At 70.8% G+C, this 25,405-nt stretch carries 17 protein-coding genes and 1 pseudogene; 12 read left to right on the forward strand and 6 right to left on the reverse strand.

All coding sequences use genetic code 11. From position 1 onward, the window contains the following. Positions 1–32: 32 nt before the first annotated feature. A complete protein-coding gene (locus SNE34_RS07780; RefSeq protein WP_332616307.1) occupies positions 33–851 on the reverse strand; it encodes a ComF family protein in 819 nt (272 codons plus the stop codon). 49 nt (positions 852–900) lie between these two features. On the opposite strand from SNE34_RS07780, the pseudogene bioB reads away from it, so the two are divergent. The 6 genes and pseudogenes from bioB to SNE34_RS07810 all read left to right on the forward strand — a co-directional run bounded on the left by bioB (position 901) and on the right by SNE34_RS07810 (position 7,052). Next, positions 901–2,027 (forward strand): annotated as a pseudogene (bioB, locus tag SNE34_RS07785) (biotin synthase BioB). A 3-nt stretch (positions 2,028–2,030) separates the two neighbouring features. Further along, complete coding sequence (gene bioF, locus SNE34_RS07790; protein ID WP_332616308.1) at positions 2,031–3,251, forward strand: 8-amino-7-oxononanoate synthase; 1,221 nt, start codon at positions 2,031–2,033, stop codon at positions 3,249–3,251. A 34-nt stretch (positions 3,252–3,285) separates the two neighbouring features. Then, positions 3,286–4,071, forward strand: a complete 786-nt coding sequence (bioH, locus tag SNE34_RS07795; protein ID WP_332616310.1) for a pimeloyl-ACP methyl ester esterase BioH — start codon at positions 3,286–3,288, stop codon at positions 4,069–4,071. After that, positions 4,068–5,003 carry a malonyl-ACP O-methyltransferase BioC gene (gene bioC / locus SNE34_RS07800; protein WP_332616312.1) on the forward strand — a complete coding sequence of 312 codons (936 nt, stop codon included), beginning with the start codon at positions 4,068–4,070 and terminating at the stop codon, positions 5,001–5,003. Before bioH ends, bioC begins: the two co-directional genes overlap by 4 nt. A 65-nt stretch (positions 5,004–5,068) precedes the next feature. Further along, the gene (locus SNE34_RS07805; protein ID WP_332616313.1) at positions 5,069–6,091 is read left to right on the forward strand and encodes a multidrug resistance efflux transporter family protein; all 1,023 of its coding nucleotides are present in this window, start codon (positions 5,069–5,071) and stop codon (positions 6,089–6,091) included. Between the two features lie 226 nt (positions 6,092–6,317). After that, complete coding sequence (locus tag SNE34_RS07810) at positions 6,318–7,052, forward strand: hypothetical protein (protein ID WP_332616315.1); 735 nt, start codon at positions 6,318–6,320, stop codon at positions 7,050–7,052. Between the two features lie 173 nt (positions 7,053–7,225). Here SNE34_RS07810 and SNE34_RS07815 read toward each other — a convergent pair whose 3' ends face one another. Then, on the reverse strand, positions 7,226–8,227 hold the full coding sequence (locus tag SNE34_RS07815) for a pyridoxal-phosphate dependent enzyme (protein WP_332616317.1): 1,002 nt from the start codon (positions 8,225–8,227) through the stop codon (positions 7,226–7,228). Between the two features lie 217 nt (positions 8,228–8,444). On the opposite strand from SNE34_RS07815, the gene SNE34_RS07820 reads away from it, so the two are divergent. The 6 genes from SNE34_RS07820 (at position 8,445) to SNE34_RS07845 (ending at position 16,330) form a co-directional block, all read left to right on the forward strand. Next, positions 8,445–9,014, forward strand: coding sequence for a hypothetical protein (locus SNE34_RS07820; RefSeq protein WP_332616319.1), 570 nt, complete (start codon positions 8,445–8,447; stop codon positions 9,012–9,014). 570 nt (positions 9,015–9,584) lie between these two features. Further along, complete coding sequence (gene mnmG / locus SNE34_RS07825) at positions 9,585–11,474, forward strand: tRNA uridine-5-carboxymethylaminomethyl(34) synthesis enzyme MnmG (RefSeq protein WP_332616321.1); 1,890 nt, start codon at positions 9,585–9,587, stop codon at positions 11,472–11,474. Positions 11,475–11,646: 172 nt separating this feature from the next. After that, complete coding sequence (locus SNE34_RS07830) at positions 11,647–12,987, forward strand: sialidase family protein (protein WP_332616323.1); 1,341 nt, start codon at positions 11,647–11,649, stop codon at positions 12,985–12,987. A gap of 105 nt (positions 12,988–13,092) precedes the next feature. After that, positions 13,093–14,103, forward strand: a complete 1,011-nt coding sequence (locus SNE34_RS07835) for an SDR family oxidoreductase (RefSeq protein WP_332616326.1) — start codon at positions 13,093–13,095, stop codon at positions 14,101–14,103. A gap of 65 nt (positions 14,104–14,168) precedes the next feature. Then, positions 14,169–14,600, forward strand: coding sequence for a GFA family protein (locus SNE34_RS07840; RefSeq protein ID WP_332616328.1), 432 nt, complete (start codon positions 14,169–14,171; stop codon positions 14,598–14,600). 77 nt (positions 14,601–14,677) lie between these two features. Beyond that, positions 14,678–16,330, forward strand: a complete 1,653-nt coding sequence (locus SNE34_RS07845) for a Na+/H+ antiporter (RefSeq protein ID WP_332616330.1) — start codon at positions 14,678–14,680, stop codon at positions 16,328–16,330. Between the two features lie 30 nt (positions 16,331–16,360). Here the strand turns inward: SNE34_RS07845 and SNE34_RS07850 are convergent, their stop codons facing one another. The 4 genes from SNE34_RS07850 to glyQ form a co-directional block, all read right to left on the reverse strand. Then, on the reverse strand, positions 16,361–20,332 hold the full coding sequence (locus SNE34_RS07850; protein WP_332616332.1) for a translocation/assembly module TamB domain-containing protein: 3,972 nt from the start codon (positions 20,330–20,332) through the stop codon (positions 16,361–16,363). A 2-nt stretch (positions 20,333–20,334) separates the two neighbouring features. After that, a complete protein-coding gene (locus tag SNE34_RS07855; RefSeq protein WP_332616333.1) occupies positions 20,335–22,131 on the reverse strand; it encodes an autotransporter assembly complex protein TamA in 1,797 nt (598 codons plus the stop codon). Between the two features lie 150 nt (positions 22,132–22,281). Continuing rightward, the gene (glyS, locus tag SNE34_RS07860; protein ID WP_332616335.1) at positions 22,282–24,471 is read right to left on the reverse strand and encodes a glycine--tRNA ligase subunit beta; all 2,190 of its coding nucleotides are present in this window, start codon (positions 24,469–24,471) and stop codon (positions 22,282–22,284) included. Further along, positions 24,471–25,400 carry a glycine--tRNA ligase subunit alpha gene (gene glyQ, locus SNE34_RS07865; RefSeq protein ID WP_332616337.1) on the reverse strand — a complete coding sequence of 310 codons (930 nt, stop codon included), beginning with the start codon at positions 25,398–25,400 and terminating at the stop codon, positions 24,471–24,473. Before glyQ ends, glyS begins: the two co-directional genes overlap by 1 nt. Between the last annotated feature and the right edge of the window lie 5 nt (positions 25,401–25,405).

The raw sequence follows: 25,405 nt of genomic DNA on the forward strand, positions 1-25,405 counted from the left end.
GAACCGCTCCTACCAAAGCCCGTGCATTCGATTCACGGCGCCCTGGCGCAGACCCAGGCGTCGACCCGCGCCACTCCGGCCCGGCGCAGGGCATCGGCGGCCGCGTGCAGGGTCGCACCGGTGGTCATGACGTCGTCGACCAGCACCACATGGGCGGGCAGGGCAGCGCTGGCGGTGACGGCGAATGCGTCGCGCAGGTTGCGCTGGCGTTGGTCGGCGTGCAGCCGCGACTGCGCGGCGGTGTCGCGGACCCGGATCAGGGTGCGCTGGCCCAGCGGCAGTTGGAGCGCGTGGGCCAGCGGACGCGCCAGTTCCAGCGCCTGGTCGTAGCCGCGCTGGCGCAGCCGTCGCGGATGCAGCGGGACCGGCACCAGCGCAACGGCTTGCGCCCAGTCTGCCGCCAGCGGGGCGAATGACCGGGCCATCAATTGCGCGAGCAGGCGCCCGGCGGCGAGGTCGTGGTGGAACTTGAAGCGCGGCAGCAGCCGGTCCAGCGGGTGGCCATAGAGGCAGGCGGCATGGGCCTCGGTCAGCGGCGGCGGCTGGCGCAGGCAATGGCCGCAATCGCGGCCGGGTTCGGACATCGGCAGCGCGCAGCGACCGCAGGCGTGGCCGAGCCATGGCAGGTTGGCTGTGCACGCGCCGCACAGGTCCAATCCACTGCTGCCGCGGTCGAGGCATACCAGGCAACGGGGCGGCCACAGCCAGCGCGCCAGCCGCCCACCCGGCAGCTTGGCTGTCGGTCCCGTCGCGCACGCGCCGGTCGGCTCGCGAGCAGCGCCGGGTCGGCCGGCGCCGAGCCCGGCGCCGTCAACCTGTGAAGCATCGGTTTGGTTGACAGTCTCGGCCATGCTTTCCAGACTGCCGCTCTTGCCCGTTCGCGTCCGTCGGAAAAGCCCCATGCCTGTCGTCAGCCAAACCCCCGCCGTGCCCCCCATCGCGCCTGCCGCCCTCCGTCACGACTGGACCCGGGCCGAGGTCCGCGCGCTGTTCGACCTGCCGTTCCCGGAGCTGCTGCATCGCGCCGCCAGCGTCCACCGCGACAATTTCGACCCGGCCGAGGTCCAGGTCAGCACCCTGCTGTCGGTCAAGACCGGCGGCTGCCCCGAGGACTGCAGCTACTGCCCGCAGGCGCAGCGGTACCACACCGGCGTCGACGCAACCAAGCTGATGGAAACCGAGGCGGTGCTGGAGAAGGCGCGCCAGGCCAAGGCCGCCGGCGCCAGCCGCTTCTGCATGGGCGCGGCGTGGCGTTCGCCGGCCGACCGCGACATCCCCAAGGTCGCCGCGATGATCGCTGGGGTGAAAGCGCTCGGGCTGGAGACCTGCGCCACCCTCGGCATGCTCAGCGGCGAGCAGGCCAAATCGTTGTGCGAGGCCGGGCTCGATTACTACAACCACAACCTCGACACCGCACCGGAGTTCTACAACGAGATCATCCACACCCGCGAATTCCAGGACCGCCTCGACACCCTCGAACATGTCCGCGACGTCGGCATGAAGACCTGCAGCGGCGGCATCGTCGGCATGGGCGAGACCCGCGAGCAGCGCGCCGGCCTGCTGCAGACCCTGGCCAACCTGCCGGCGCACCCGGATTCGGTGCCGATCAACCGGCTGGTCAAGGTCGAGGGCACGCCGCTGGCCGATGACGCCGACCTGGTCGAGCTCGACCCGTTCGAATTCGTCCGCACGATCGCCGTCGCCCGCCTGCTGATGCCGCGCTCGATGGTCCGGCTGTCGGCCGGCCGCGAGCAGATGAGCGACGAATTGCAGGCGCTGTGCTTCCTCGGCGGCGCCAACTCGATCTTCTACGGCGAGAAATTGTTGACCACCGGCAACCCCGACACCGAGCGCGATCTGGCATTGTTCGCACGGTTGGGCCTGCGTCCGATGCAGGTCGTCGACACCGCGCACACCCTGGGGGGGGGGACACCGTGCACGCCGATATCATTGAATCGAACCACAGTTGCGGCGAGCGCCGCGCCACCACCGGCACGGACGCCGACCGACCCGACCGCGCGGCCTGAGCCGTGGCGCGCCCATCCTGGCGTGAGCGCATCGCCGCGGCGCGCGATGCGCGCGACCTGGCCTCGCGCCGCCGCGTGCGCCGCGCGGTCAGCCATCGCGACGGTGTCGGTTGCGAGCTCGACGGCCGCCGCCTGCTGAATTTCTGCGGCAACGACTACCTCGGCCTGTCGCAGCATTTCGCCGTGGTCGGCGCGTTGCAGGACGCCGCCGCGCGCGAGGGCGCCGGCGGGCTCGGCTCGCACCTGGTCTGCGGCCACCACGCGCTGCACGACGCGCTGGAGAAGGAACTGGCCGACTGGCTCGGTGCGCCGCGCGCGCTGCTGTTCGGCAGCGGCTACCTGGCCAACCTCGCGGTGATCCAGGGCCTGCTCGACGCCGACGACATCTGCGTGCAGGACCGGCTCAACCACGCCAGCCTGCTCGACGCCGCCCGGCTCGCCGGCTGCCGCCTGCGGCGCTACCCGCACAACGACCCCGAGGGCGCGATCCGGCAGCTGCGCAGCCTGCCCGACTGCAGCGCGATCCTCGCCACCGACGGCGTGTTCAGCATGGACGGCGACCTCGCCCCGCTGCGCGAACTGGCGGTGGTCGCGCGGGTGCAGAAGGCGCTGTTGTACGTCGATGACGCCCACGGCATCGGCGTGGTCGGTCCCGATGGCCGCGGCACCGCGGCGGCGGCGCGGCTCGGGGTCAGCGAGGTGCAATTGCAGCTGGCCACGCTCGGCAAGGCGCTCGGCGGCTATGGCGCCGCGGTGGTTGGCGATGCCGACCTGATCGAGCACCTCGCCGAGACCGCGCGGCCGTACCTCTACACCACCGCGCTGCCGCCGGCGCAGGCCGCGGCGACGCTGGCGGCGGTCAAGCTCGCCCGCAGCGAACACTGGCGCCGCGACAAACTGGTCGAACTGGTCGCGCACTTCCGCCAGCGCGCGCAGGCCGCCGGCCTGGTGCTGCTGCCATCGGACACCCCGATCCAGCCGGTGCTGGTCGGCGACGACGCCCGCGCGCTGTCGATGGCGGCGTCGCTGGAGCAGTCCGGCTACTGGGTCGCCGCGATCCGCCCGCCGACCGTCGCCGCCGGACGCGCGCGGCTGCGGGTGACGCTGTCGGCGCTGCACACGGTCGCCGATGTCGACGGCCTGGTGGAGGCGTTGCAGCGCGCCCGCGACCGCGCCGAGGCCGAGGCGCGGGTGGCGGACATCAAGAACTGGAAGCCGGCATGACCGCGCTTCCACCCAACCGTTAGGACGACGGCCGATGTTCATCGAAACGCGCGGCCACGGTCCGGCGCTGGCGCTGATCCACGGCTGGGCGATGCACGGCGGCCTGTTCGCGCCGCTGGTCGAGCGCCTTGCCGATCGTTACACCCTGCACCTGGTCGACCTGCCGGGCCACGGCCACGCGCGCGAGGACGCCACCGCGTTGCAACCGGAAGTGCTGGCGGCGACGCTGGTGGCGCGGCTGCCGGACGCGGTCTGGCTGGGCTGGTCGTTGGGTGGCCAGTTCGCCCTGCGCGCCGCGCTCGACCATCCCGATCGCGTGCGCGGGCTGGTGATGGTCGCGGCCTCGCCGCGGTTCGTGCGCGATGACGCCGATGGCTGGCCGCACGGCGTCAGCACCGGTTTGTTTGGCGATTTCGGCGATGCGCTGCAGCGCGATTTCCGCGGCACCCTCGAAGGCTTCCTTGCGCTCGAAGCACTGGGCTCGGCCAGCGCCCAGGACGAGTTGCGCAAGCTGCGCTCCCAGGCGTTCGAGCGCGGCGAACCGGCCCCGCACGCGCTGCAGGAAGGCTTGCAGCTGCTCGATGCGCTCGACCTGCGCGCCGAACTGCCCAGCCTGCAGGTACCAAGCCTGTGGCTGTCGGGCCGCCGCGACCGCTTGGTCCCGGCCGGGGCGATGCCGGCCGCCGCCGCGCTCGCGCCGGACGCACGCAGCGTGGTGATCGCCAACGCCGGCCACGCGCCTTTCCTCGGCGCCGCCGACGAGGTCGCCGCCGAGATCGATGCGTTCATGCGTGCGGTCGACGCGCGCCAGCCGGCATGACCGATCTGTTCGACCATCGCCAGGTCCGGCGCGCGTTCTCGCGCGCGGCCCACGGCTACGACTCGGCCGCCGCGCTGCAGCGCGAGGTCGGCGCGCGGCTGCTGGAGCAACTCGACTACCTCGACGATCCCGCCCACGGCCGGCCACCGCCGCAGGTGGTGCTCGACCTCGGCTGCGGCCCCGGCCATGCCAGCGTCGCGATGCAGCAGCGCTGGCCAAAGGCGCAGGTGCTGGCGCTCGACCTCGCCCCGGGGATGCTTGCCGAGACCCGCCGCCATGCCCGCGGCACTGGCCTCGCCCGGCTCAACCCGTTCGCGTACGTCCCCGCGCCGGTCTGCGCCGACGCCCGCGCGCTGCCGTTGCGCGATGCCAGCGTCGACGTGCTGCATTCCAACCTGTGCCTGCAGTGGGTCGAGGACCTGCCGGCGGTGTTTGCCGGTTTCCGCCGGGTGCTCAAGCCTGGCGGCCTGCTGCTGGTGTCGACCTTCGGCCCGGCCACCCTGTTCGAGTTGCGCGAGGCGTTCGCCGCCGCCGACGAGGCCCCGCACGTCAGCCTGTTCCCGGCGATCGGCCAGTTCGGCGACGCCCTGCTGGCGGCCGGCTTCAAGGACCCGGTGCTCGATCGCGACGAGTTCCGCCTCGGCCATCCCGACCTCGCCGACCTGATGCGCGAGCTGCGCACGATCGGCGCCACCAACGCGCTGGCGACACGCCGCCGCAGCCTCACCGGCCGCGCCCGCTTCGCCCGCGCCGCGCAAGCCTACGAGGCGATGCGCGAAGGTACCGGAATGCCGCTGGCGGGCCAGCTGCCGGCGACCTGGGAAGTGATCTACGCCCACGCCTGGGGCCCGCCGCCGGGCGCGCCGATCCGGGTCGGCGGCGTCGACGAGGTCCACGTGCCGCCATCAAGCATCCGCGTGCGCAAGCGCTGACGGGCGCTCGCCCTCGGCGGACGCGGCCAAGACACGCATATCCGTCGCAGCGTAGATTCCGCTACATGCCCACCGACGCCCATCGCGCGAGCCACCGCAACCGCACCTTGCTCGCGGTCGCCATCGCGCTGGCCTCGGCGCTGTTCTTCACCTGCACCTACCTGCTCAACCGCGTGGCGGCGACCGGCGGCGGCCACTGGGCGTGGACCGCGGCGCTGCGCTACCTGATCACCGTGCCGTTGATGTTGCCGCTGATGCACTGGCAGGGCGGGGTGGCGCCGGTGTGGCGGGCGATCCGCGCGCACCCGTGGCCGTGGCTGGGCTGGAGCGCGGTGGGCTTCGTGCTGTTCTACGGCTGCCTGAGTTTTGCCGCATCGAGCGGACCGTCGTGGCTGGTCGCCGGCACCTTCCAGCTGACCGTGGTCGCGGGGATGCTGTGCGCGCCGCTGTTGTACGACGATGCCCGGGCGAAGGTGCCGTTGCCGGCGCTGGCGTCCGGGTTGCTGGTGATCGCCGGGGTGTTGCTGATGCAGTTCGGGGTCGGCGGCGGCGTGCTGGATCGTGCCGGCTGGATCGCGCTGGGCTGCGTAGCGGTGGCCGCGGTGGCCTATCCACTCGGCAATCGCGGCCTGCTGCTGCACCTGGAGCGCAATCCCGGCGACGGCCCGGAACTCAATGCCACCCAGCGCGTGTTCGGGCTGACCCTGGCCAGCCAGCCGGCGTGGCTGGCGCTGGCATTGTTCGCCGGGGTCGAGGCCGGGGCGCCGTCGCTCGATCAGGTGTGGCTGGCCGCCGGGGTTGCGTTGGGTGCCGGCATCATCGCCACCGTGCTGTTCTTCCAAGCCACCGGTATGGTCCGCAACGATCCGACCGCGCTGGCCGCCGCCGAGGCGATGCAGGCCGCCGAGATCCTGTTCGCGACCGCGCTGGGGGTGCTCTGGCTCGGCGAGGCGTGGCCGCAAGGCCGCGCGTTGTGGGGGGCGCTGCTGGTGGTGGTCGGCATCGTCGCCTTCAGCTGGATCGCCGCGCGCGCGGCCGCCGGGGATCATCGCGCGACCCAGGACCTGCGCAGCGAGCGTGGTGCCTGAGGCAAGCGGAGACAGGCCATCGATCGTCCGGCGGGGCGTGTTGCGTTTGTAGGAGCGGCTTCAGCCGCGATCGGATGCCCGGTCGCGCGCACCGATTCCAGATCGCGGCTGAAGCCGCTCCTACAAACGAATCGTGGCCATCTCTGCGAGCCTCGGCTACGCAGACATGGCGTTCAGCCGGCTGCGACTAAATTCGGCTCGATTCCCGCCGCACCGCGAGCCGCCCATGTCCACGCCGACTTCGTCCGTGTTGCCCGCGCCGACGCCGCGCCCGTCCGCGACCGCGCGCCGCATTGCCGCCATGGCCGTGCTGGCCTGCCTGTCGCCGTTGGCACTGGCGCAGTCCGCGCTGCCGGCCACGACCTCGCCTCGCGTACCGGCCGCACCGGCACCCCTGCCATCACGCCCGGCGCCGACCGCGCCCGGTGCGATCGAGCAATGGGGTTTCGACCCGGCCGTGCTGGTCGCGGACGGCACCGAGCTGCTGGCGCGCGCGCCGGACCCGGCGATCGACCGCTTGTTCCAGGCGGTGCACGCGAGCAGTCAGGACCCGAGCGATGCGCAGGTGCTGTGCAAACTGTTCGATCCGCAGGCCGACCGCAGCCTCGCCGGACTCAACGCGATCGCCTCCGGACTCGCGCCGGCCAGCCAGGAGCGTTTCGCCAATGCCGTGGCCGAAGTCTTCGTTGCCGCCATGCAGAATCCGCCACAGCCCTGGGACCCCGCCGCCGCCGAGCAAGCGCTCAAGGCCGCCGGCGTACGCGCGGCCCTGCTGAACGACGGTTTCAGCGCCGGCCTCAACGGCGACGACCATCCCGCGCGCTGCCGCTCGGTGGCGATGCTGCTCGATGCCGTGCAGCAACGACCGCTGCCCGAGCGTGCCGCGGTGACCCGGTTGTTGTTGAGCCAAGGCTTGCAACAGCTCGCCGGCAACCCCGACACCACCGCCCACGTGCGCTGACCCATCACGAACCGCAACGTCGCGTCGTCAATCGGAGCAGGAGTCGGCCTGCGTAGGGCGTTGCGCAGAGCCGGCCATGGATGGCCGGCGGCCCGACTAAAGGCAGGAAAGCCGTCCGGAGGGTCGGAGCGATGTCCTACGCAGGCCGGCTCCTGCCTCGCGCCGCCCCCAGCTCAGCGCGCCAGCGCAAACAGCGCCGGCAGCGCATCCAGGTCGACATTGCCCCCCGACAACACGATCCCGACCCGCTGCCGGGCGAACTTCTTCGGCCGCGCCAGCACCGCCGCCAACGCCACCGCCGAGGACGGCTCGACCAGCTGCTTGCAATGGCGCCAGATCAATCGCATCGCGCGCACGGTATCGGCGTCGCCGACCACCAGCGCCTGCGCTTCGTGGCGCTGCAACAAAGTGAAATTGGGCGCGCCGAGGGTGCCGCGCAGGCCGTCGCAGACGGTGTCGGGGACAACGTCGGTGACCCGTTCGCCGCGCCGTAGCGATTCGGCGGTATCGGCCGCGCCGGCCGGCTCGGCCAGCCACAGCCGCGTCGTCGGCGAGCGCGCGGCGAGGGTGATCGCGCTGCCGGACGCCAGCCCGCCGCCGCCGACCGGCACCACCATCGCGTCGAAACCGGTCGGCCCCGACAGCAACTCCAGCACCGCGGTGCCCTGGCCGGCGATCACCCGCGGATCGGTGTAGGGATGCACCAGCTCGGCGCCGGTGTCGCGGCGCAACTGCTCGCACGCGTGTTCGCGGGCGCTGATGGTCGGTGCGCAACGATGCAGGATGCCGCCGTAGGCCTCGATCGCGGCGAGCTTGGCCGCGACCGCGCCCTCGGGCACCACCACGTGGCAGGCGATCCCGCGGGTCCGGGCCGCCAGCGCCAGCGCCGCGCCGTGGTTGCCGGACGAATGGGTGACCACCCCGCGGGCGGCCTGGGCGTCGTCAAGTGACCACACCGCGTTGCACGCGCCGCGGAACTTGAACGCACCGGTGCGCTGCAGGTGTTCGGCCTTGAAGTGCAGTTCGCAGCCGGCCAGCGCATCCAGCGAGCGCGAACGCAGCACCGGGGTGGCATGGGCGTGGCTGGCGATCCGCGCGGCCGCGGCCAGCACGGCATCGAAATCGCTGCTGGCGAGGGCGGGAGTCGGCAGGGAATCGGCTGCTGCTGCATTCATTATTGGAGCCTAGCGTAAGCGGCGGCGCCACGGCGCCATCCTGCCGGGCCAACGCAACGGCGCGCCGCGCGCGGTCAGTCGCGTCGGCCAACCGCTGCGCCCCGTGGCGCGTTTCCAGCCCGCACGGCCCATTTCGGGCGCGAGCCATACTCAAAATTAAGCGCGAGTTCAATGCCGCAGGCCGACGATGGTGGCATCAACCCGGGGGGTTCCTGACATGATGATCCGAAAACTGCTCCTGCCCGCCATCGCGGTGGCATTGCTGGGCGGCTGCATGACCGGCGGCTACAGCTACCGCCAGGACCGTGGCGACTACTACTACGGCCAGCCCAGCACCGAATACCGCCACTACGGCAGCCCCTACGGCTACGGCAGCGGCTATTACGGCAGCGGCTACTACGGCCGCAGCTACTACCCGCGGCACGGCTATCCCTACTACGGCTACCCGTACTACGGTTCGCGCTACGGTCACGACCGCTATCCGTACGGCTATTACCGGCCGCCGCTGGTCGTCCGCCCACGCCCGGACGACGACCATCGTCCGGATCGCGACAACGACAGCGACCGCAAGGCGCCGTGGCGAGATTACGAGCGGCTGCAGCGCGAACGGGTCGAGCGCTCGCGCTCGCCGGTGGTGCAGCGGCCGGCGTTGTCGGTGCCGGCGCGCCCGGCCCGGCCGGTTGCCCCGGTGCGCGCCCGCAGCGATGCCGGTGGCGGCTCGCGAATGGAGCAGGTCATCCGCCGGGCCAAGGACAGCCGCGTGCGCCCGCGCAAGGTCGAACCGTGACCGCGCGCAAACTGGCGCTGCCGCTCGTCTGACGATCCGACGCGGGTATTGACAGACAGCGTCGTATTGCGACGTAATCGGGTTGCCGCTTCAATGTCGGCATCCGGCGAGGAACCACGGATCCCCCCTGTTCCGTCCCCGTCGGATGTCGGCGCCCACACCGAAAGCCCTGCCCAGCAGGGCTTTCGCGTATCTGCGGCACGGTGGTCTCCGGCGGCGCCTGCAAGCCCGCGAGGGCCGATATCGGCGGTCGGCAACAGCCGCGAGAACCACGGTCTCGCGCCGATGGTGACAGCGGTCACCCTCGAACCCGGGACAAAAAAAGGGACCGAACGTCCCCCGACATTCGGTCCCTGTGCTTCCCCGGCGGGCGCTTGGTCGGCCCCTGTTCCAATACCAACCGGCGCTTGGCGCCTGCCCCGCTGGGTGCATGGAAGATAACGCAGGAAGCGTGCCAAGGTTGACACCATCTTCACCCGGTCGATGAACGAGATCGTCCGGACGTGGCCGGCGACCGGTCACAAGTGCCTGATCGGCGTAAAATTCCCGCCTGTCATGGGGCCCGCTGCAATGACCCGGAATTTCTACCAGTACGACGTGATCGTGGTCGGCGGCGGCCACGCCGGTACCGAGGCCGCGCTGGCGGCCGCGCGCGCCGGCGCCAGCACCCTGCTGCTGACCCACAACATCGAGACCGTCGGCGCGATGAGCTGCAATCCGGCGATCGGCGGGATCGGCAAGGGCCACCTGGTCAAGGAGATCGACGCCCTCGGCGGGGTCATGGCGCATGCCGCCGACGCCGCCGGGATCCAGTGGCGCCGCTTGAATGCGAGCAAGGGCCCGGCGGTGCGCGCGACCCGGTGCCAGGCCGACCGCAACCTCTATCGCGCGTTCGTGCGCCGTGCGGTCGAGAACCAGTCGGACTTGACCGTGTTCCAGGCCGCGGTCGACGACATCGATTTCGACGGCGGCCGGGTCGGCGGCGTCACCACCCAGACCGGGCTGCGCTTCCATGCGCCGGCGGTGGTGCTGACCGCCGGCACCTTCCTCGCCGGCAAGGTCCACGTCGGCCAGACCACCTACGCCGCCGGCCGTGCCGGCGACCCGCCCGCGATGACCCTGGCCCACAAGCTGCGCGACGGCCCGTTCGTGGTCGACCGGCTCAAGACCGGCACCCCGCCGCGGATCGACGGTCGCAGCCTCGACTACTCCGTGATGCGCGAGCAGCCCGGCGACGACCCGCGCCCGGTGATGTCGTTCATGGGCAGCCATGCCGACCACCCGCGGCAGGTCTCGTGCTGGATCACCGACACCTGCGAGCGCACCCACGAGATCATCCGCGCCGCGCTCGACCGCAGCCCGCTGTACACCGGCCAGATCGAAGGCATCGGTCCGCGCTACTGCCCGTCGATCGAGGACAAGGTGGTGCGCTTCGCCGAGAAGGCATCGCACCAGATCTTCGTCGAGCCCGAAGGCCTCGGCGTCGCCGAGATCTATCCGAACGGCATCTCGACCTCGCTGCCGTTCGACGTGCAACTGGAACTGGTGCGCTCGATCCGCGGCTTCGAGCACGCCCACATCACCCGCGCCGGCTACGCGATCGAGTACGACTTCTTCGATCCTCGCGGGCTCAAGGCGACGCTGGAAACCAAGGCGGTCGAGGGCCTGTTCTTCGCCGGCCAGATCAACGGCACCACCGGTTACGAGGAGGCCGCCGCACAGGGCCTGCTGGCCGGACTCAACGCCGCACGCCAGGTGCAGGGACGTGAGGGCTGGAGCCCGCGCCGTGACCAGGCCTACCTCGGCGTGCTGGTCGATGACCTGATCACCCACGGCACCACCGAGCCGTACCGGATGTTCACTTCGCGCGCCGAGTACCGCCTGCAACTGCGCGAGGACAACGCCGACCTGCGGCTCACCCCGGTCGGCCGCGCGCTCGGGCTGGTCGACGACGCCCGCTTCGCCGCGTTCGAGGCCAAGCGCGAGGCGATTGAAGCCGAGCACGGCCGGCTCGGCGCGATCCGGGTTTCGCCGAACAATCCGCTCGGCCGCGAAATCGCCGTCCACCTCGGCATCGAACCCAGCCGTGAAGGCAGCGCCCGCGACCTGCTGAAGCGGCCGGAGCTCGATTACGCCCGTTTGCTCGCCGTGCCCTCGCTCGGTCCTGCGGTCAGCGATCCGGCGGTCGCCGAGCAGGTCGAGATCGGGGTCAAGTATTCCGGCTACCTCGATCGCCAGAACGAGGAGATCGCCCGTCAGCAGCGCCACGAGACCACCGCGATCCCGCCCGACTTCGACTACGGCGTGGTCCACGGCCTGTCGATGGAGCTCGGCGGCAAGCTCGCCCAGGTCCGCCCGCAGACGATCGGCCAGGCCCAGCGCATCCCAGGCATGACCCCGGCCGCGATCTCGCTGCTGCTGGTCCACCTGAGCCGCGCCCGCCGCAGCCGCGTGGCCTGACGCTGGCCGGATCTGCCGAATGCGTCGATGTAGGAGCGACGTGAGTCGCGACCTGTACATCGTCCCGAGCGTTCGGCGGGTCGCGACTCACGTCGCTCCCACACCCGACCGACCGCACCAAATGCGAAGACCGCGCCTACAACCCCGCCGCACTCCGCGCTACGCTGCATCCATGCGCACTCCCTTGTTTGCCAGCCTGATCGCGATTGCCCTGGTCGCCTGCCAGCCCTCCACCACGCCGACCGAACCGGCCACGGCCGGCGACGCCGATCACTCGGCTGCCGCAGCACCCGCCCCATCGTCCCCCTACACCCTCCAACCCTGGTCGATGCCGACCCCGGCCAACGCCGCCCAGCCAGACCTCGTCGCGGCCGCCGACGGCAGCCTGCTGCTGTCCTGGATCGCCGCCGCCGGCGACGGCCACGCCCTGCAGTTCGCCCGTTACCGCGACGGCGAGTGGGGCGCCGCCCGCACGATCGCCCACGGCGACGATTGGTTCGTCAACTGGGCCGACACCCCGCACATCGCCGCCACCGCCGATGGCGCGCTGTGGGCGCACTGGCTGCAGAAGTCCGCCGCCGCGACCTACGCCTATGACGTCGCCCTGGTGCGCTCCGACGACGACGGCGCGACCTGGTCCGAGCCGCGGCTGGTCAACGACGACGGCACCCCGACCGAGCACGGCTTCGTGGCGATGTGGCCGGCCTCCGCCGACAGCCTCGGCATCGCCTGGCTCGACGGCCGCGCGACCGCCGGTGGCGGCCATGACACCCACGCGGCCCACGCCGGCGCCGGCATGATGACCCTGCGCAGCGCGCGGTTCGATGCCGAACTCGGGCGCAGCGGCGAAACCGTGCTCGACGCCTCGACCTGCGACTGCTGCCAGACCGACGCCGCCCTGACCGCGCGCGGCCCGCTGCTGGTCTACCGCGATCGCACCACCGAAGAGATCCGCGACATCGCCGTCACCCGCTTCGACGGCGAGCGCTGGACCGACCCGGCGCGTGTCCACGCCGACGGCTGGAAGATGCCGGCGTGCCCGGTCAACGGCCCCACCATCGACGCCCGCGACAGCGAGGTGGTGGTCGGCTGGTACACCGCCACGGGCGGCACCCCGGCGGTGAAGATCGCCCGCTCCATCGATGCCGGCGACAGCTTCGCCGCACCGCTGACGATCGACAGCGGCGCCGCGGTGCAGGGCCGGATCGACGTCGTCCTCGGCGCCGAGGCGGCCTGGGCGCTGTGGACGCGCGAGGACGAGGCCGGCCAGTCGCTGCAACTGGCGCGCTACAGCCCCGACCTGTCGCGCGAGCTGCAGCGCATCGAGGTGGCGCGCCTGCAGGGTCGCGGCCGCGGCACCGGCTTCGCCCAGCTGGCGCTGGTCGATGGCGTCGTCCATGTCGCCTGGACCGACGTGGTCGATGGCAAGCCCGCCCTGCATGGTGCGGTGCTGCAGCCGGCGGCGGCCGACGCGACGACCTCCGCGGCGACTGTGTCCCTCGCGATCGACTAGACGGTCAATCCCGGAGTCGGCGTACTCACGCCGTGTTGTCGTAGCGGTCACGCCCGGGCAACGGCCGGCCTGCTGTGCTGGCCGCAGTCCACACGAGCACCCGCCATGGCCACCCGCAAGAGCGCAAGCAAGACCGGCAACCGTGCCGCCGCTCGCACCGCCGGCGAGACCGTCGACCGGCAGCGCTCGATCCAGCAGAAGATCGACGCGAAGCCCGCCAAGCCCAAGGCCGCGAAGAAACAGCCGGTGCAGGCCGGGGCGCGCAAGCAGCCGAAGAACCCGCTGCCGGCGCAGCACCTGCAAAAGCCCGGCTACGAACACGACATGGAACTGGAGCCGCGCTACCTCGCGCCGGACTACCGGGGCAGCGGCAAGCTCGAGGGCATGGCCGCGATCGTGACCGGCGCCGACTCCGGCATCGGGCGCGCGGTCGCGGTGCTGTTCGCGCGCGAAGGCTGCGACGTCGCGGTGCTGCACCTGGCCGAACCGGAGGATGCCGAAACCACCCGCGCCGCGGTCGAGGCCGAAGGCCGGCGTTGCATCGTCATCGCCGGCGACGTCAAGAAGACCGCGTTCTGCGAGAAGGCGGTCAAGCAGACCCTCAAGGCCTTCGGACGGCTCGACGTGCTGGTCAACAACGCCGCGTTCCAGCAACACGCCGCGCGCATCGAGGACATCACCGACGCGCAGTGGGAGGAAACGCTGCAGACCAACATCGGTGGCTACTTCAAGCTGGCGCGCGCGGCGATCCCGCACATGCAGGCCGGCAGCAGCATCGTCAACACCGGCTCGGAAGTGGCGCTGTTCGGCAGCGCGCAACTGCTCGACTACTCGGCCACCAAGGGCGCGATCCACGCCTTCACCAAGTCGCTGGCCAGCCATCTGCTCGACCGCGGCATCCGGGTCAACGCGGTCGCGCCCGGGCCGGTGTGGACCCCACTGAACCCGGCCGACCGTCCGGCCGAAAAGGTCGCCGAGTTCGGCAAGGACAGTGACATGGGCCGCCCCGCGCAACCGGAGGAAATGTCGCCGGCGTATGTGTTCCTGGCCGCGCCGGTGTGCGCGTCATACATCAACGGGGTGATACTGCCGGCGATGGGCGGACCGCGGGGTTGAAGCCACGCGCGGCGCGTGGCGCCCGGTGCGTCCGGAAATCGCTTGATCCGCGCCGGGAGATTCGCATGACCGAAGACCGCAAGATCACCACCGGCGGCTGCCTTTGCGGCGCCGTGCGCTACGAGGTCGCCGGCCCGTTGCGGGATGTCGTCAATTGCCACTGCAGCATGTGCCAGCGTTTGCACGGCAACTTCGGGCCGCACTCGAAGGCGCGCAAGGTCAACCTCACGATCACCAACGATGCGGGCCTGGCCTGGTACCGGACCTCGGACGTCGCGCGTCGCGGCTTCTGCCGCAACTGCGGGTCGAGCCTGTTCTGGGAGCCCTTCGACCTCGACGCCACCGGGATCATCGCCGGCTCGCTGGACGGTCCGACCGGGCTCAAGACCATCGGCCACATCTACGTCGGCGAGAAGTGCGACTTCTACGAGATCACCGATGACTTGCCGCAGTTCGAGGCATCATCCGACGGCGAGCTCGTCAACGACTACAAGTGATCGCGGCGGATCGGGAATGACCCACGGATACTCATCCGGGTGAAAATGGCCGGCATCCCGTAGTCCTTGGAACCCGAATGCCCGTAGTCACAATGGTCCTGGTGTTCCTGCTGGCGGTGGTCGTCAGCGGCTTCGTCGCCCGCCTGTTGCCGTTCAAGGTGCCGCTGCCGCTGTTGCAGATCGCGATTGGGGCGGGACTGGCGACGATCGGTTTCGACGTCGATTTCGAGCCGCACCTGTTCCTGTTGCTGTTCATCCCGCCGCTGCTGTTCCTCGACGGCTGGCGCATCCCCAAGGGCGCGTTCTTCCGCGACTGGAAGCCGATCCTGGCGCTGGCGATCGGGTTGGTGGTGTTCACCGTGATCGGGATGGGCTGGTTCATCTGGTGGCTGGTGCCGGCGGTGCCGCTGGCGGTGGCGTTCGCGCTCGCGGCGATCCTGTCGCCGACCGACCCGGTCGCGGTCGGCGCGGTGACCAGCAGCTCGCCGTTGCCGTCGCGATTGATGCATATCCTCGAGGGCGAGTCGCTGCTCAACGATGCGACCGGCCTGGTGTGCTTCAGCTTTGCGGTGACCGCGGCGCTGACCGGCACGTTCTCGCCGGCCAATGCGTCGCTGAGTTTCCTCATGGTCGCCGGCGGCGGGCTGGTCGTCGGCGTCGCGGTGACGTTCGTGATCGGCCGGCTCAACCGGCTGCTGGTACGCCGCTCGGGCGAGGACCCGGGCATCCAGATCCTGGTCAGCCTGCTGATCCCGTTCGCGGCCTACCTGGCGGCGGAGCACGTGCACGTGTCCGGCATCCTCGCCGCCGCGGTGGCGGGCATCGCGATGCATTACGGCGAACTGTCGGGCCGGCCGCTGGCGTCGACCCGGATGCAGCGCGGCGCGGTCTGGGACACGGTGCAGACCGCGCTCAACGGCATCATCTTCGTGCTGCTCGGCGAGCAGTTGCCGCGCATGCTGCGACGCCTGCCCGAGGCTGCCGAGGCCACCGGCAGCGGCAACGATGTCTGGCACCTGCTCGGCTACGTGGTGGTGATCACCCTGGCGCTGGGCGCGATGCGCTTCGCCTGGGTCTGGGTGGCGATCCGCCTGACCGTGTTCCGTGCGGCCTGGCGCGGCGAGGACACGGTGATGCCGCAAACCCGCCTGCTGGCGATCATCGCCACCGCCGGCGTGCGCGGCGCGATCACCCTGGCCGGCATCCTGACCCTGCCGTTGCTGATGCCCGACGGCAGCGCGTTCCCGGCGCGCGACGTCGCGATCTTCCTGGCGATGGGGGTGATCCTGCTGTCGCTGACGATCGCCAGCGTCGGCCTGCCGCTGCTGACCCGCGGCCTGACCGATGTCCTGCCGGAGCCGGAGCGCAAGGACACCGAAGCCAATGCGCGGGTGGCGGCGTCGGAAGCGGCGCTGCGGCGGCTCGACAAGGCGCTGGCCGAGCCGATGGATGATCCCAAGGCGGTCGCGGCGCGCGCCGAGGCGGCGGTGGTGCTGCGCGACGTCTACCAGCGCCACCTTGACTACGGCGACCTCAGCGGCGAGAACGCCGAGGACATGCAGCGCGTCGCCGAGGCCGAACGCCGGTTGCGGCTGGTCGCGCTGGATGCCGAGCGCGACGAGTTGTACAAGTTGCGCCGCGCGTTCGCGATCGACGACGTCGTCCACCAGAAGCTGGTCCGCGAGATCGACCTGATGGAAGCGAGCCTGATCGACAAGGCGGCGCACTGACGCCGCGGATCGTCGTGCGTCCGGGCGCCGCTACTTTTCCTTGCGCCAGTTGATCGAGCCGCGGTTCTCGATCGAACTCGACTCGATCTCGATGTCGAAACCGTGGTCGAGCAGGTACTTCAGCGTCAACACCGTGCCGGTCCCGAGCAGCGACACGCCGTAACCGACGTACAGCCGCGGCGAGATCTGCTTGCCGACCCCGAACACGCTGCCTCCGAGCGCGCGGCTCTGCATCACCCCGGCGTCGTCGAGCCCGATCTTCGCGCCCAGCTGCCCGGCCAGCAGGCTGCCGCCGGCGGTCAGGGCGGCGCTCGCTGCGTTGAGCTCGCCGCGCTCGCTGCCGCTCAGGCTCGACAGCGGGCGGCCGAGGGTCAGGTAGGCGAGGGCCTCGGACTGCGAACTGGCCGGGTTCGACCAGACCTCGGCCTGCGGCGCGCTGGCGCGGCCGCTGACGTCGACGCCGGCGGTGACCTCGCCGATCTCGCGCTCGGCGCGCAGGTCGATGATCGGATCGCCGATCGGATCGCTCGACCAGCTCAGGTGGCCGCGGGTGATGGTCAGGTCCTGGCCGTAGGCGGTGTACTCGCCGCCGACCTCGAGGTTGCCGGTGGCGATCATCTCGCGGCCGGGCCGGGCGACGATGTGCAGGCGGCCGTCGAGGCTGCCGGTCAGGCCGAAGCCATTCATGCGCACGTCGTCACCGACGATTATCACCAGGTCCATCGCCAGCGGCGTGCCGGGACCGGCTTCGGGGTCGACCGGGTCGAGCACGACCACGTCGGGCGAGGTCGAGACGCCGCCTTCGAGGCCTTCCAGGTTGATCCGCGCCTCGGGCACGGCGACCTCGCCGGTCAGTCGCAACGGTTCGCCGGCGCGATAACTGATCTGCAGGTCGGGGCTGGCGACCGCGCGCAGGTCGGGAGTGTCGGATACCAGTACCTCGGTGCCGCGCAGGTTGAGCACCAGTGGCGTTTCCTCGCCCCGCCAGCCAAGGCTGCCGTCGATGTTGAGCACGCCGCCGTCGGAGTTGCCGGCGGCCGAGCTCGAACGCACGCTGCCGCTGATCCGCGCGCTGCCGTCGGGCAGGGCGTTGAGCTGCAGGTTGCCGTCGTGCAGGGCGATCGCCAGCGACGGGATGCCGGTCTCGAAGTTCGCCAGCTGTGCCTGCCCGCCGAGGCGTGGCTGGGCGCGGGTGCCGCCGAGTGCGATGCGGCCGGACAGGCGGCCGGTCGGTTCGACGATGTCGGGCGAGAACATCTCCATCCACGTCAGTTCGTCGGTGTCGAACGCGATCTCGCCGTCGAGCGGCGCGTAGGCATCCCAGCCGGTGGTGATGCGCGCATCGAGCCGGCCGTCGTCGTTGAACACGGTGGCGAGCGTGGCATCGATGCCTTGCGGACGGAAGTTCGCCTCCAGCAGCAGGTCGTCGTAGCGGATCAATTCGCGGCGCGCTCGCTCGCTGAACTTGAGTCCGCCGCTGGCCGAGGCGATGCGTGCCTGGCCGACCCAGCCGTTGCCCTGCGGGCGCAGTTGGGCGTCGATCGCGAGCTCGCCGCGCAGCAACCACGGGCGGCCGTCACGCTCGGGCAGGTAGGCGCTGGCCAGCGACAGCGGCAGGCCGTCGCCATTGATGGTGACGCTACGGCGTGGCCAGTCGGCGTCGGCGCAGAGCGAGCCGCCGGCGCTGGAGGCAAGACAGAAATCGTCGAGGGTGGCGCGGCCGGTGGCCCAGCTGAAAGCGGCGGGTTGCTGCAACTGCCAGTCGGCACCGCGTTGCGGGGCCAGTTGCAGGCTGGCGATGGTGCCGCTCCAGCGGTTGCCTTGGCGGTCGAGGTTGCCGGCGAGGTCGAGGCGGCCGACCTCGCCTTGGGCCTGGGCATCGACCCGCAGATCCTCGACCGCGCCGCGCGCGTCGATGTCGAGCCGGTCGAATGCGATCCCGGCGACGAGGTTGCTGGCGCGCACCGTCATTGCGCCGTCGCCGCGTGCCCACGGCAACTCGCCATCGATGGCGAGCGTGTCGGCGGAGTAGTCGCCATAGCGCAGGCCGCTGCCGTCCAGATCGGCGGCAATGTCGGGCGCGCCGCTCGGGCCTTGCAGCCGCAGCGTGCCGCGCAGGGTGCCGGCGCTGTCGGGCAGCAGGTCGGCCAGTTGCAGCGGAGCGAAGCGCGCGTCGATGTCCAGCCGGTCGTTGACGCGGCCTTCGGCATCGATCCGGCTGCCGCCGAGGCTCAGTGCGACCTCGCCCTCGTAAACCGTGGTGCCGCCAACAGGCGCGGCGCCGTGCATGGCGAAGCGTGCGTTGCCGTCGAGCGGACGCCCGCGCAAACGCCCGCCGAGGTCGGTGACGTCGGCGGTGATGTCCAGTCCACCGTCGACGCGGGTCTGGCCGGTGCTGGTGATGTCGCCATTGACCGCGCCGTCCCAGCCGGCGGCGAAGTAGCCGGGATCGAAACCGGCCAGGCGTGCGTCGATGTCCCAACCGCGCGCCGGCGCCCAGGCGACCGCGCCGGTGGCATCGAGGGTGCCGGTCGGCATCTGCACGTGCAGGGTCTTGAGTTGCAAGCGCTCGGCGTTGCCGCGACCGTCGAGCGACAGTTCGGCCTGCTCGCCGTCGCGGGCGAGGGTGGCACGGCCGAACAGCGCCCAGGCCCGCATCGTGCCGGCGAGGCCGAGGTCGGCATCGGCTTCGATGATCGGCGTGGGCGTCCCCGACGCGCCGGCCGCGCCGCCGCCCCACTGCAGGTCGCGGGCGTTGGCGGCGAAGCGGAACGTGGCATTGCCTGGGTCGGTGAAATCGGCGTGGCCGCGCAGGCGCACGCGGCCGTCGAACAGCTGCAGCTGCAATGGATCGACCTGCAGCACCTGGTCCTCGATGCGCACCTGCGACGGCAGCACCTGCGCACTGAACTCACTCTGCTGCATCCGGCCACTCAGCGTCGCCGCGCCGCCGACGCCATCGGCCTGTACCTGCAGCGAGAGTGGCGTATCGGTGGGCGCGGCACCGGGGTCGGTCAGCAGGCCGGGATCAAGCGAGTCGGCCTGCGCGCGCAACTGCCAACGCGGGCGGTCGGCATCGTCTTCGTTTTCGCGCAGTACCAGGGTCGCGCGCAGCGGTCCCGGGGCATTGCCGGCGAGCGCGACATCCATCCGTGCGAGGTCGCCACGGGCCACGAAGCCAAGCCGCGCCGGCGTGCGTGCGGCGGCCGCCGGCAACACCGCGGTCGCGACCAGGTCGGTGCGGTAGTTGTCGCCGGGCGCGTAGTCGCCGTGGACGCTGAAGCGGCCGCGATCGCTGTCGACCCGCAAGCGTTCGATGTGCAGTTCGCCGTCGTCGGCGACGAGTCCGCCGCGCAGGTGGGCGATGTCGATCAGCGGCTCGCCGGCACTGGACACGCGGAAGCCGTCGATCCGCAGGTCGTCGGCCTGCAGTGCCAGTGGTGGCGAAATCTGCGGCAGCGAGTCGGGCCAGCTAGGCAACTCGAACGGCGTGTCCGACGCGGGCAGGTCGAGGGTGGCGTCGGTGATCTGCAAGGCGTCCAGCCGCAGGCGGCGGCCGAGCAGCGGCCGGATCGCCGGATCGACCGTCGCCTCGCGCGCGGTGAACACGATCGTGCCCATCGCGCAGGTCGTGGTCGCGGTCGCCACGCAATCCGGGTCGCGTTGGCGCGGCAGGGTGAAGCGCACGTCATGCAAAGTCAGCGGGCCCGATGCCGGTCCTTCGGCGCGCGACCAGCTTAGTTCGGCGTCGGCCGGCAACCGCGCGACGATCTGCGCAAGCAGGAAGTCACGGCCGCCGATCGTGGTCAGCAGCCAGTACCCCAGCAGCACCAGCGCCAGCACCAGCCCGCCGGCCAGCAATACGCTGCGCACGGCGAGCACGCGCAGACGCGCCTCGCGCTTGCGGCGCAGCTCCTTGATGCGTTCCTCGCGCTCTTCCGGGGTCAGGGTCGGATCGATGTGCCGGCGGCGGAAGCGCAGTTGTCGGAGGGTCGGTGCCATGGTTACAGGTCCGCGCCGACGCTGAGATAGAGCTGGAACGACGAGTCCGGGTCGTCCAGGCCGTGGCCGATGTCGACCCGCACCGGACCCACCGGCGAGCGCCAGCGCACGCCCGCGCCGATGCCGGTGCGCCAGTCGGGGTCGCCGTTGAATGCGCTGCCGCTGTCGACGAACACCGCCGCGCCCCAGCTTTCGGTGAAGTAGTGCTCGAACTCGACGCTGGCGGTGGCGACGTTCTTGGCCCCGACCGCGTAGAGCTTGCCGTCGACGCCCTCGATCCGCGGGCCGACCTCGCGCCAGGCGTAGCCGCGGATGCTGTCGTCGCCGCCGGCGAAGAAGCGCAGGCTCGGCGGCATGTCGACCAGCGCGTTGGTGTAGGTGTGGCCCAGTTCGCCGCGCACAATCAGGCGGTTGCGCTCGCCGATGCCGCGGTACCAGTGGCTGGTCGCGCGGACCTGGGCGAAGCTCGCGTCGGAGCCGGCGCCTTCGACGCCGCCGCGCAGCAGCAGCGTGCCCGACAGGCCGTCGCGCGGAAACACGAGGTTGTCGGCGTCGATGTACTCGGCGCGCAACGACGGGTAGGTGAACGTGCCGTAGCGGTAGTCGCGCGGCGTCTCCGGATCGCCGTCGTCATCGGCGAGGTAGGCCCAGCGTTCGCGCAATGCGTGGACCGAGGCGACCACGGTCAGATGGTCGTTGACCTCGCCGCTACGGCTGCCGACGAACTCGATCCTGCGCGAGTCGACGTAGTCGGACTGCTCGTCGGCGGCCTGCGCGCTGATCGTGTACCAGCCGTCGAGCCAGGCGAACGCGGGAATGCGGTACTGCAGGGTGAGGGTCTTGCGTTTCTGCGCGTAGTCGAGCTGGGCCAGCGCCTTGTGGCCGCGGTCGTTGACGTAGCGCCGCTCCAGCCCGAGCCGCACGCCGGGTCCGCTGTCGGTGCCGTAGCCCAGGCCGGCGGTGTAGATGCTGCGCTTGGCCGGGGTCAGGGTGACGGTCACCGGAACGTCGTTGCCGACCGCGTTTTCCGGATCGGGCTGGATGTCGATGCTGGCGAAGTAGTCCAGCCGCGCCAGCGATTCGCGCAGGCGGTCGAGCTTGCCCTGGTGGTAATAGCTGCCGTCTTCCCAGTACTGGAGCCGCTGCAGCAGGGAGGGCCGGATGATCGTCTTCGGGGTCTGCTCGAAGGTCACCGGTCCCATGTCGTAGCGCTGGCCGCTGCTCCAGACCAGGTCGATGTCGGCGGCGTTGTCGGCGCGGGTGACCTCGACCTTGCGGCTGGCGAAGTCGGCATCGAAGTAGCCGCGCACCGCCAGCCGACGGCTGATGCGGGTCTTGCTGGCCTCGTACAGTCGGTGGTCGAAGACCTCGCCGACATCGGGATCGAACTCGCCCAGGTCCTCGCGCAGGTAGCGGTCGCGGCTGCCCTCGCCGGTGATCGCGACGTGCGAGCGGCGCACGGTGACCGGCTCGCCAGGATCGACGGTGATGGTGACCGTGGTCGCGCCCTCGCCCCGGCTGCGCTCGACGTTGATCGTCGGCGAGTAGTAGCCGAACGGCTGCAGCGCCTCGCGGGTCTCGTCGTCGGCCTCGCGCACCAGGTAGGCGAGGCGGCGGCCGGACAGCTCCTTGCCTTGCGCGTCGACCAGGGTCAGGGCGGCGCGGACGTTGTCGGTCATCGGCTCGTCGAGGCCGACGATGCGGACCGCGCCGATCTCCGCCGCGTGCACCGCGGGAGTCGCGAGGCTGCTGGCGAACAGGCACGACGCGACGGCGGCAATGCGATGGGGGAAGCGCATGCGCGCAGGATAACGGGTGTGCGTCAAGAAGCGATTAACGCGGCATGCCGGTTCGGCCGCGTTTGCGTCAAACCCGATCTTTGTAGGAGCGACGCAAGTCGCGACCCGTCGAAGCCGGCCGGCGCGGTCGAAATGTCGAGCTGGCTGCCCTCAGCTCGACAAATGCTCGATCGCGGCGACGCTGCCAAGGCGGTCGCTGAGCCGCTTCAACAAGGCGAGCCGATTGTTGCGGACCTTCTCGTCATCGGCATTGACCATCACCGCCTCGAAGAACGCATCGACCTGCGGTCGCAGCCGCGCAAGGCGGCCGAGAACGGCGACGTAGTCGCGCTGCGCGAGCAACGGGTCGGTATCGGCAATCGCGGCGTCGATCGCGGCGGCCAGCTCGCGCTCGGCCGGCTCGGCGAACAGCGCCGGGTCGATCGCGGTCGGCAGCTCGCCCTCGACCTTGCGCAGGATGTTGCGGCTGCGCTTGTTGGCGGCGGCGAGCGCGTCGGCCTCGGGCAACTTGGCGAACTCGCCGATCGCCTTGATGCGCTGGTCGAAGTCGTGCAGCGACCCGGCCGAAGAGCTCGCGGCTGAAGCCGCTCCTACAACATCCCCGGATCCGTCACCGCCCCCTGTAGGAGCGGCTTCAGCCGCGATCGAAACCACGCCCTGCAACACCGCCTCGAATTGCTGCGGCGTCACGCCCTGTTCGGCGTAGTAACCGCGCAGGCGATCGAAGAGGAACTCGCGCAACTCGCGCACGTCGGCAACCGCCTCGGACTTGCCGACCTGCACCGTGCCGACGCCATCGCGCGCCGCGGCGAGCAGCGGATCGAGCGCGACATCCAGCTCCGCCTCGATCAACGTCCGCGCCAACCCCAGCGCATTGCGCCGCAGCGCGAACGGGTCCTTGTTGCCGGTCGGCTTCAGCCCGGCGGCGAAGCCACCGGCCAGCGTGTCCAGCCGCTCGGCAATCGCCAGCACCTGGCCGAGTTTCGACGGCGCGATCGCATCGCCGCCGAAGCGCGGCATGTACGCCTCGTCGATCGCGTGGGCGACCTCGACCGGCTCGTTCTCGACCGCGGCGTAATAGCGCCCGGCGATGCCCTGCAATTCGGGGAACTCGCCGACCAGTCGCGACTGAAGGTCCGCCTTCGACAATTCGGAGGCGCGACGCGCGAGCTTCGGATCGACCCCGACCTGCGCGGCAATCACCTCGGCCAGCGTGGCGACGCGCGCCACCTTGTCGGCCACGCTGCCAAGCGCCTTCTGATAGGTGACGCTGGCCAGCCCTTCGTTCATCGACGCCAGCCCCTGCTTCATATCCTCGACGAAGAAGAACTTGGCATCGCTGAAGCGCGGCCGGATCACCCGCTCGTAGCCCTGGCGGACCTGGGCGACGTCGCGGCTCTCGATGTTGGCGACGCCGACGAAGTGTTCGCTGAGCTTGCCGCCGGCATCGAGCACCGGGAAAAACTTCTGGTTGGTTTCCATCGTCGCGATCAGCGCCTCCGACGGTACCGCGAGGAACTCCGGCTCGAAGCCGCAGGTGACCGCGCTGGGCCACTCGACCAGGCCGTTGACCTCCTCGAGGATGCCCGGCTCGATCCGCGCGCTGCCGCCGACGGACTGCGCCGCCGCCTCGACCTCGGCGACGATGCGCGCGCGGCGCTCGTCGGGATCGACCAGCACCTTGGCCCCGCGCAGGAACTCGACGTAATCGCCGGGCGTGCCGATCCACACCGGTTTGTCGTGCATGAAGCGGTGGCCGCGGCTCATGCGGTCGCTGCGCACGCCGAGCAGGCTGGCGTCGATGACGTCCTTGCCGAGCAGCAGCACCAGCCAGTGCACCGGCCGGGCGAAGCCGTACTCGTGGGCGCCCCAGCGCATCGGCTTGGGGATGGGCATCGCCGCGATCGCCTCGGCGACGATCGCGCCAAGCAGGTCGACGGTCTTCTCGCCGCGGGTGACCGAACGGTGGACGAAGCGCTCGCCCTTGGCATCGGTGGTCTTGTCGAGCGAGGTCCACTCGACTCTGGCCTTGGTCGCGAAACCCTGCAGCGCGCGGGTCGGCTGGCCGTCGGCGTCGAGCGCGATGTTGAGGTACGGGCCGAGTACCTCGGAGCGCTGCTCGGACTGTTCCAGCGCGACGCCCGGCAGCAGCACCGCCAGCCGGCGCGGCGAGTGCAGCGGCTTGGCTTCGCCGCGCTCGAACGCGATGCCGCGCCGGGCCAGCCCGTCGATCACGCCGTCGAACAACGCCTGCGCCAGCTTCGGTAGCGCCTTGACCGGCAACTCCTCGGTGCCCAGCTCGAGCAGCAGCGGTTGCATGTGGGTGGTCGGGTCGGTCATCACGCGGCCTCCTGGCCGGCCGGGCGCTTGAGTCCCGGGAAACCCAGCTTCTCGCGCTGGGCGAAATAAGCCTCGGCCACCGCCTGCGACAGCTTGCGCACGCGCAGGATGTAGCGCTGGCGCTCGGTCACGCTGATCGCGCGGCGCGCATCAAGCATGTTGAAACTGTGGCTGGCCTTCATCACCTGCTCGTAGGCCGGCAGCGGCAGGTCGAGCTCGACCAGCTTGAGCGCCTCGGCCTCGCAGGCGTCGAAGCGGTGGAACAGTTCGGCCACGTCGGCGTGCTCGAAGTTGTAGGTGCTCTGCTCGACCTCGTTCTGGTGGTAGACGTCGCGGTAGGTAACCGGACTGCCGTCCGGACCGTGGGTCCAGACCAGGTCGAACACGTTGTCGACGCCCTGCAGGTACATGCACAGGCGCTCGAGGCCATAGGTGATTTCACCCAGGACGGGTTTGCACTCCAGCCCGCCGGCCTGCTGGAAGTAGGTGAACTGGGTCACCTCCATGCCGTTGAGCCAGACTTCCCAGCCCAAGCCCCAGGCGCCGAGCGTCGGCGATTCCCAGTTGTCCTCGACCAGCCGCAGGTCGTGCACGAGCGGGTCGACGCCGAGCGCCTTCAGCGAGTCGAAGTACAGCTCGACGATGTTGTCGGGCGACGGCTTCATCGCGACCTGGTACTGGTAGTAGCGCTGCAGCCGGTTGGGGTTGTCGCCGTAGCGGCCGTCGGTCGGGCGGCGGCAGGGTTGCACGTAGGCGGCGTTCCACGGCTCCGGCCCGAGCGAACGCAGGAACGTCGCCGGGTGGAAGGTGCCGGCGCCGACTTCGAGGTCGAGCGGCTGGATCAGCACGCAGCCGCGGTCGGCCCAGAACGCGTTCAGGCGCTGGATCAATTGCTGGAAGGTCGGGGCGGTTTCGCCGGCGTGCGACATGTCGA

The organism is Novilysobacter erysipheiresistens (assembly GCF_036663935.1).
Lineage (GTDB): Bacteria > Pseudomonadota > Gammaproteobacteria > Xanthomonadales > Xanthomonadaceae > Novilysobacter > Novilysobacter erysipheiresistens.

Excerpts from the sequence above, each read along its gene's own strand:
- SNE34_RS07805 (WP_332616313.1), top strand. The coding sequence starts at position 5,069 with ATGCCCACCGACGCCCATCGCGCGAGCCACCGCAACCGCACCTTGCTC.
- SNE34_RS07850 (WP_332616332.1), bottom strand. The coding sequence starts at position 20,332 with ATGGCACCGACCCTCCGACAACTGCGCTTCCGCCGCCGGCACATCGAT.
- SNE34_RS07830 (WP_332616323.1), top strand. The coding sequence starts at position 11,647 with ATGCGCACTCCCTTGTTTGCCAGCCTGATCGCGATTGCCCTGGTCGCC.
- SNE34_RS07855 (WP_332616333.1), bottom strand. The coding sequence starts at position 22,131 with ATGCGCTTCCCCCATCGCATTGCCGCCGTCGCGTCGTGCCTGTTCGCC.
- SNE34_RS07815 (WP_332616317.1), bottom strand. The coding sequence starts at position 8,227 with ATGAATGCAGCAGCAGCCGATTCCCTGCCGACTCCCGCCCTCGCCAGC.
- SNE34_RS07780 (WP_332616307.1), bottom strand. The coding sequence starts at position 851 with ATGGCCGAGACTGTCAACCAAACCGATGCTTCACAGGTTGACGGCGCC.
- SNE34_RS07820 (WP_332616319.1), top strand. The coding sequence starts at position 8,445 with ATGATGATCCGAAAACTGCTCCTGCCCGCCATCGCGGTGGCATTGCTG.
- SNE34_RS07840 (WP_332616328.1), top strand. The coding sequence starts at position 14,169 with ATGACCGAAGACCGCAAGATCACCACCGGCGGCTGCCTTTGCGGCGCC.
- glyS (WP_332616335.1), bottom strand. The coding sequence starts at position 24,471 with ATGACCGACCCGACCACCCACATGCAACCGCTGCTGCTCGAGCTGGGC.
- SNE34_RS07845 (WP_332616330.1), top strand. The coding sequence starts at position 14,678 with ATGCCCGTAGTCACAATGGTCCTGGTGTTCCTGCTGGCGGTGGTCGTC.
- glyQ (WP_332616337.1), bottom strand. The coding sequence starts at position 25,400 with ATGTCGCACGCCGGCGAAACCGCCCCGACCTTCCAGCAATTGATCCAG.
- mnmG (WP_332616321.1), top strand. The coding sequence starts at position 9,585 with ATGACCCGGAATTTCTACCAGTACGACGTGATCGTGGTCGGCGGCGGC.
- bioC (WP_332616312.1), top strand. The coding sequence starts at position 4,068 with ATGACCGATCTGTTCGACCATCGCCAGGTCCGGCGCGCGTTCTCGCGC.
- bioH (WP_332616310.1), top strand. The coding sequence starts at position 3,286 with ATGTTCATCGAAACGCGCGGCCACGGTCCGGCGCTGGCGCTGATCCAC.
- SNE34_RS07835 (WP_332616326.1), top strand. The coding sequence starts at position 13,093 with ATGGCCACCCGCAAGAGCGCAAGCAAGACCGGCAACCGTGCCGCCGCT.
- SNE34_RS07810 (WP_332616315.1), top strand. The coding sequence starts at position 6,318 with ATGTCCACGCCGACTTCGTCCGTGTTGCCCGCGCCGACGCCGCGCCCG.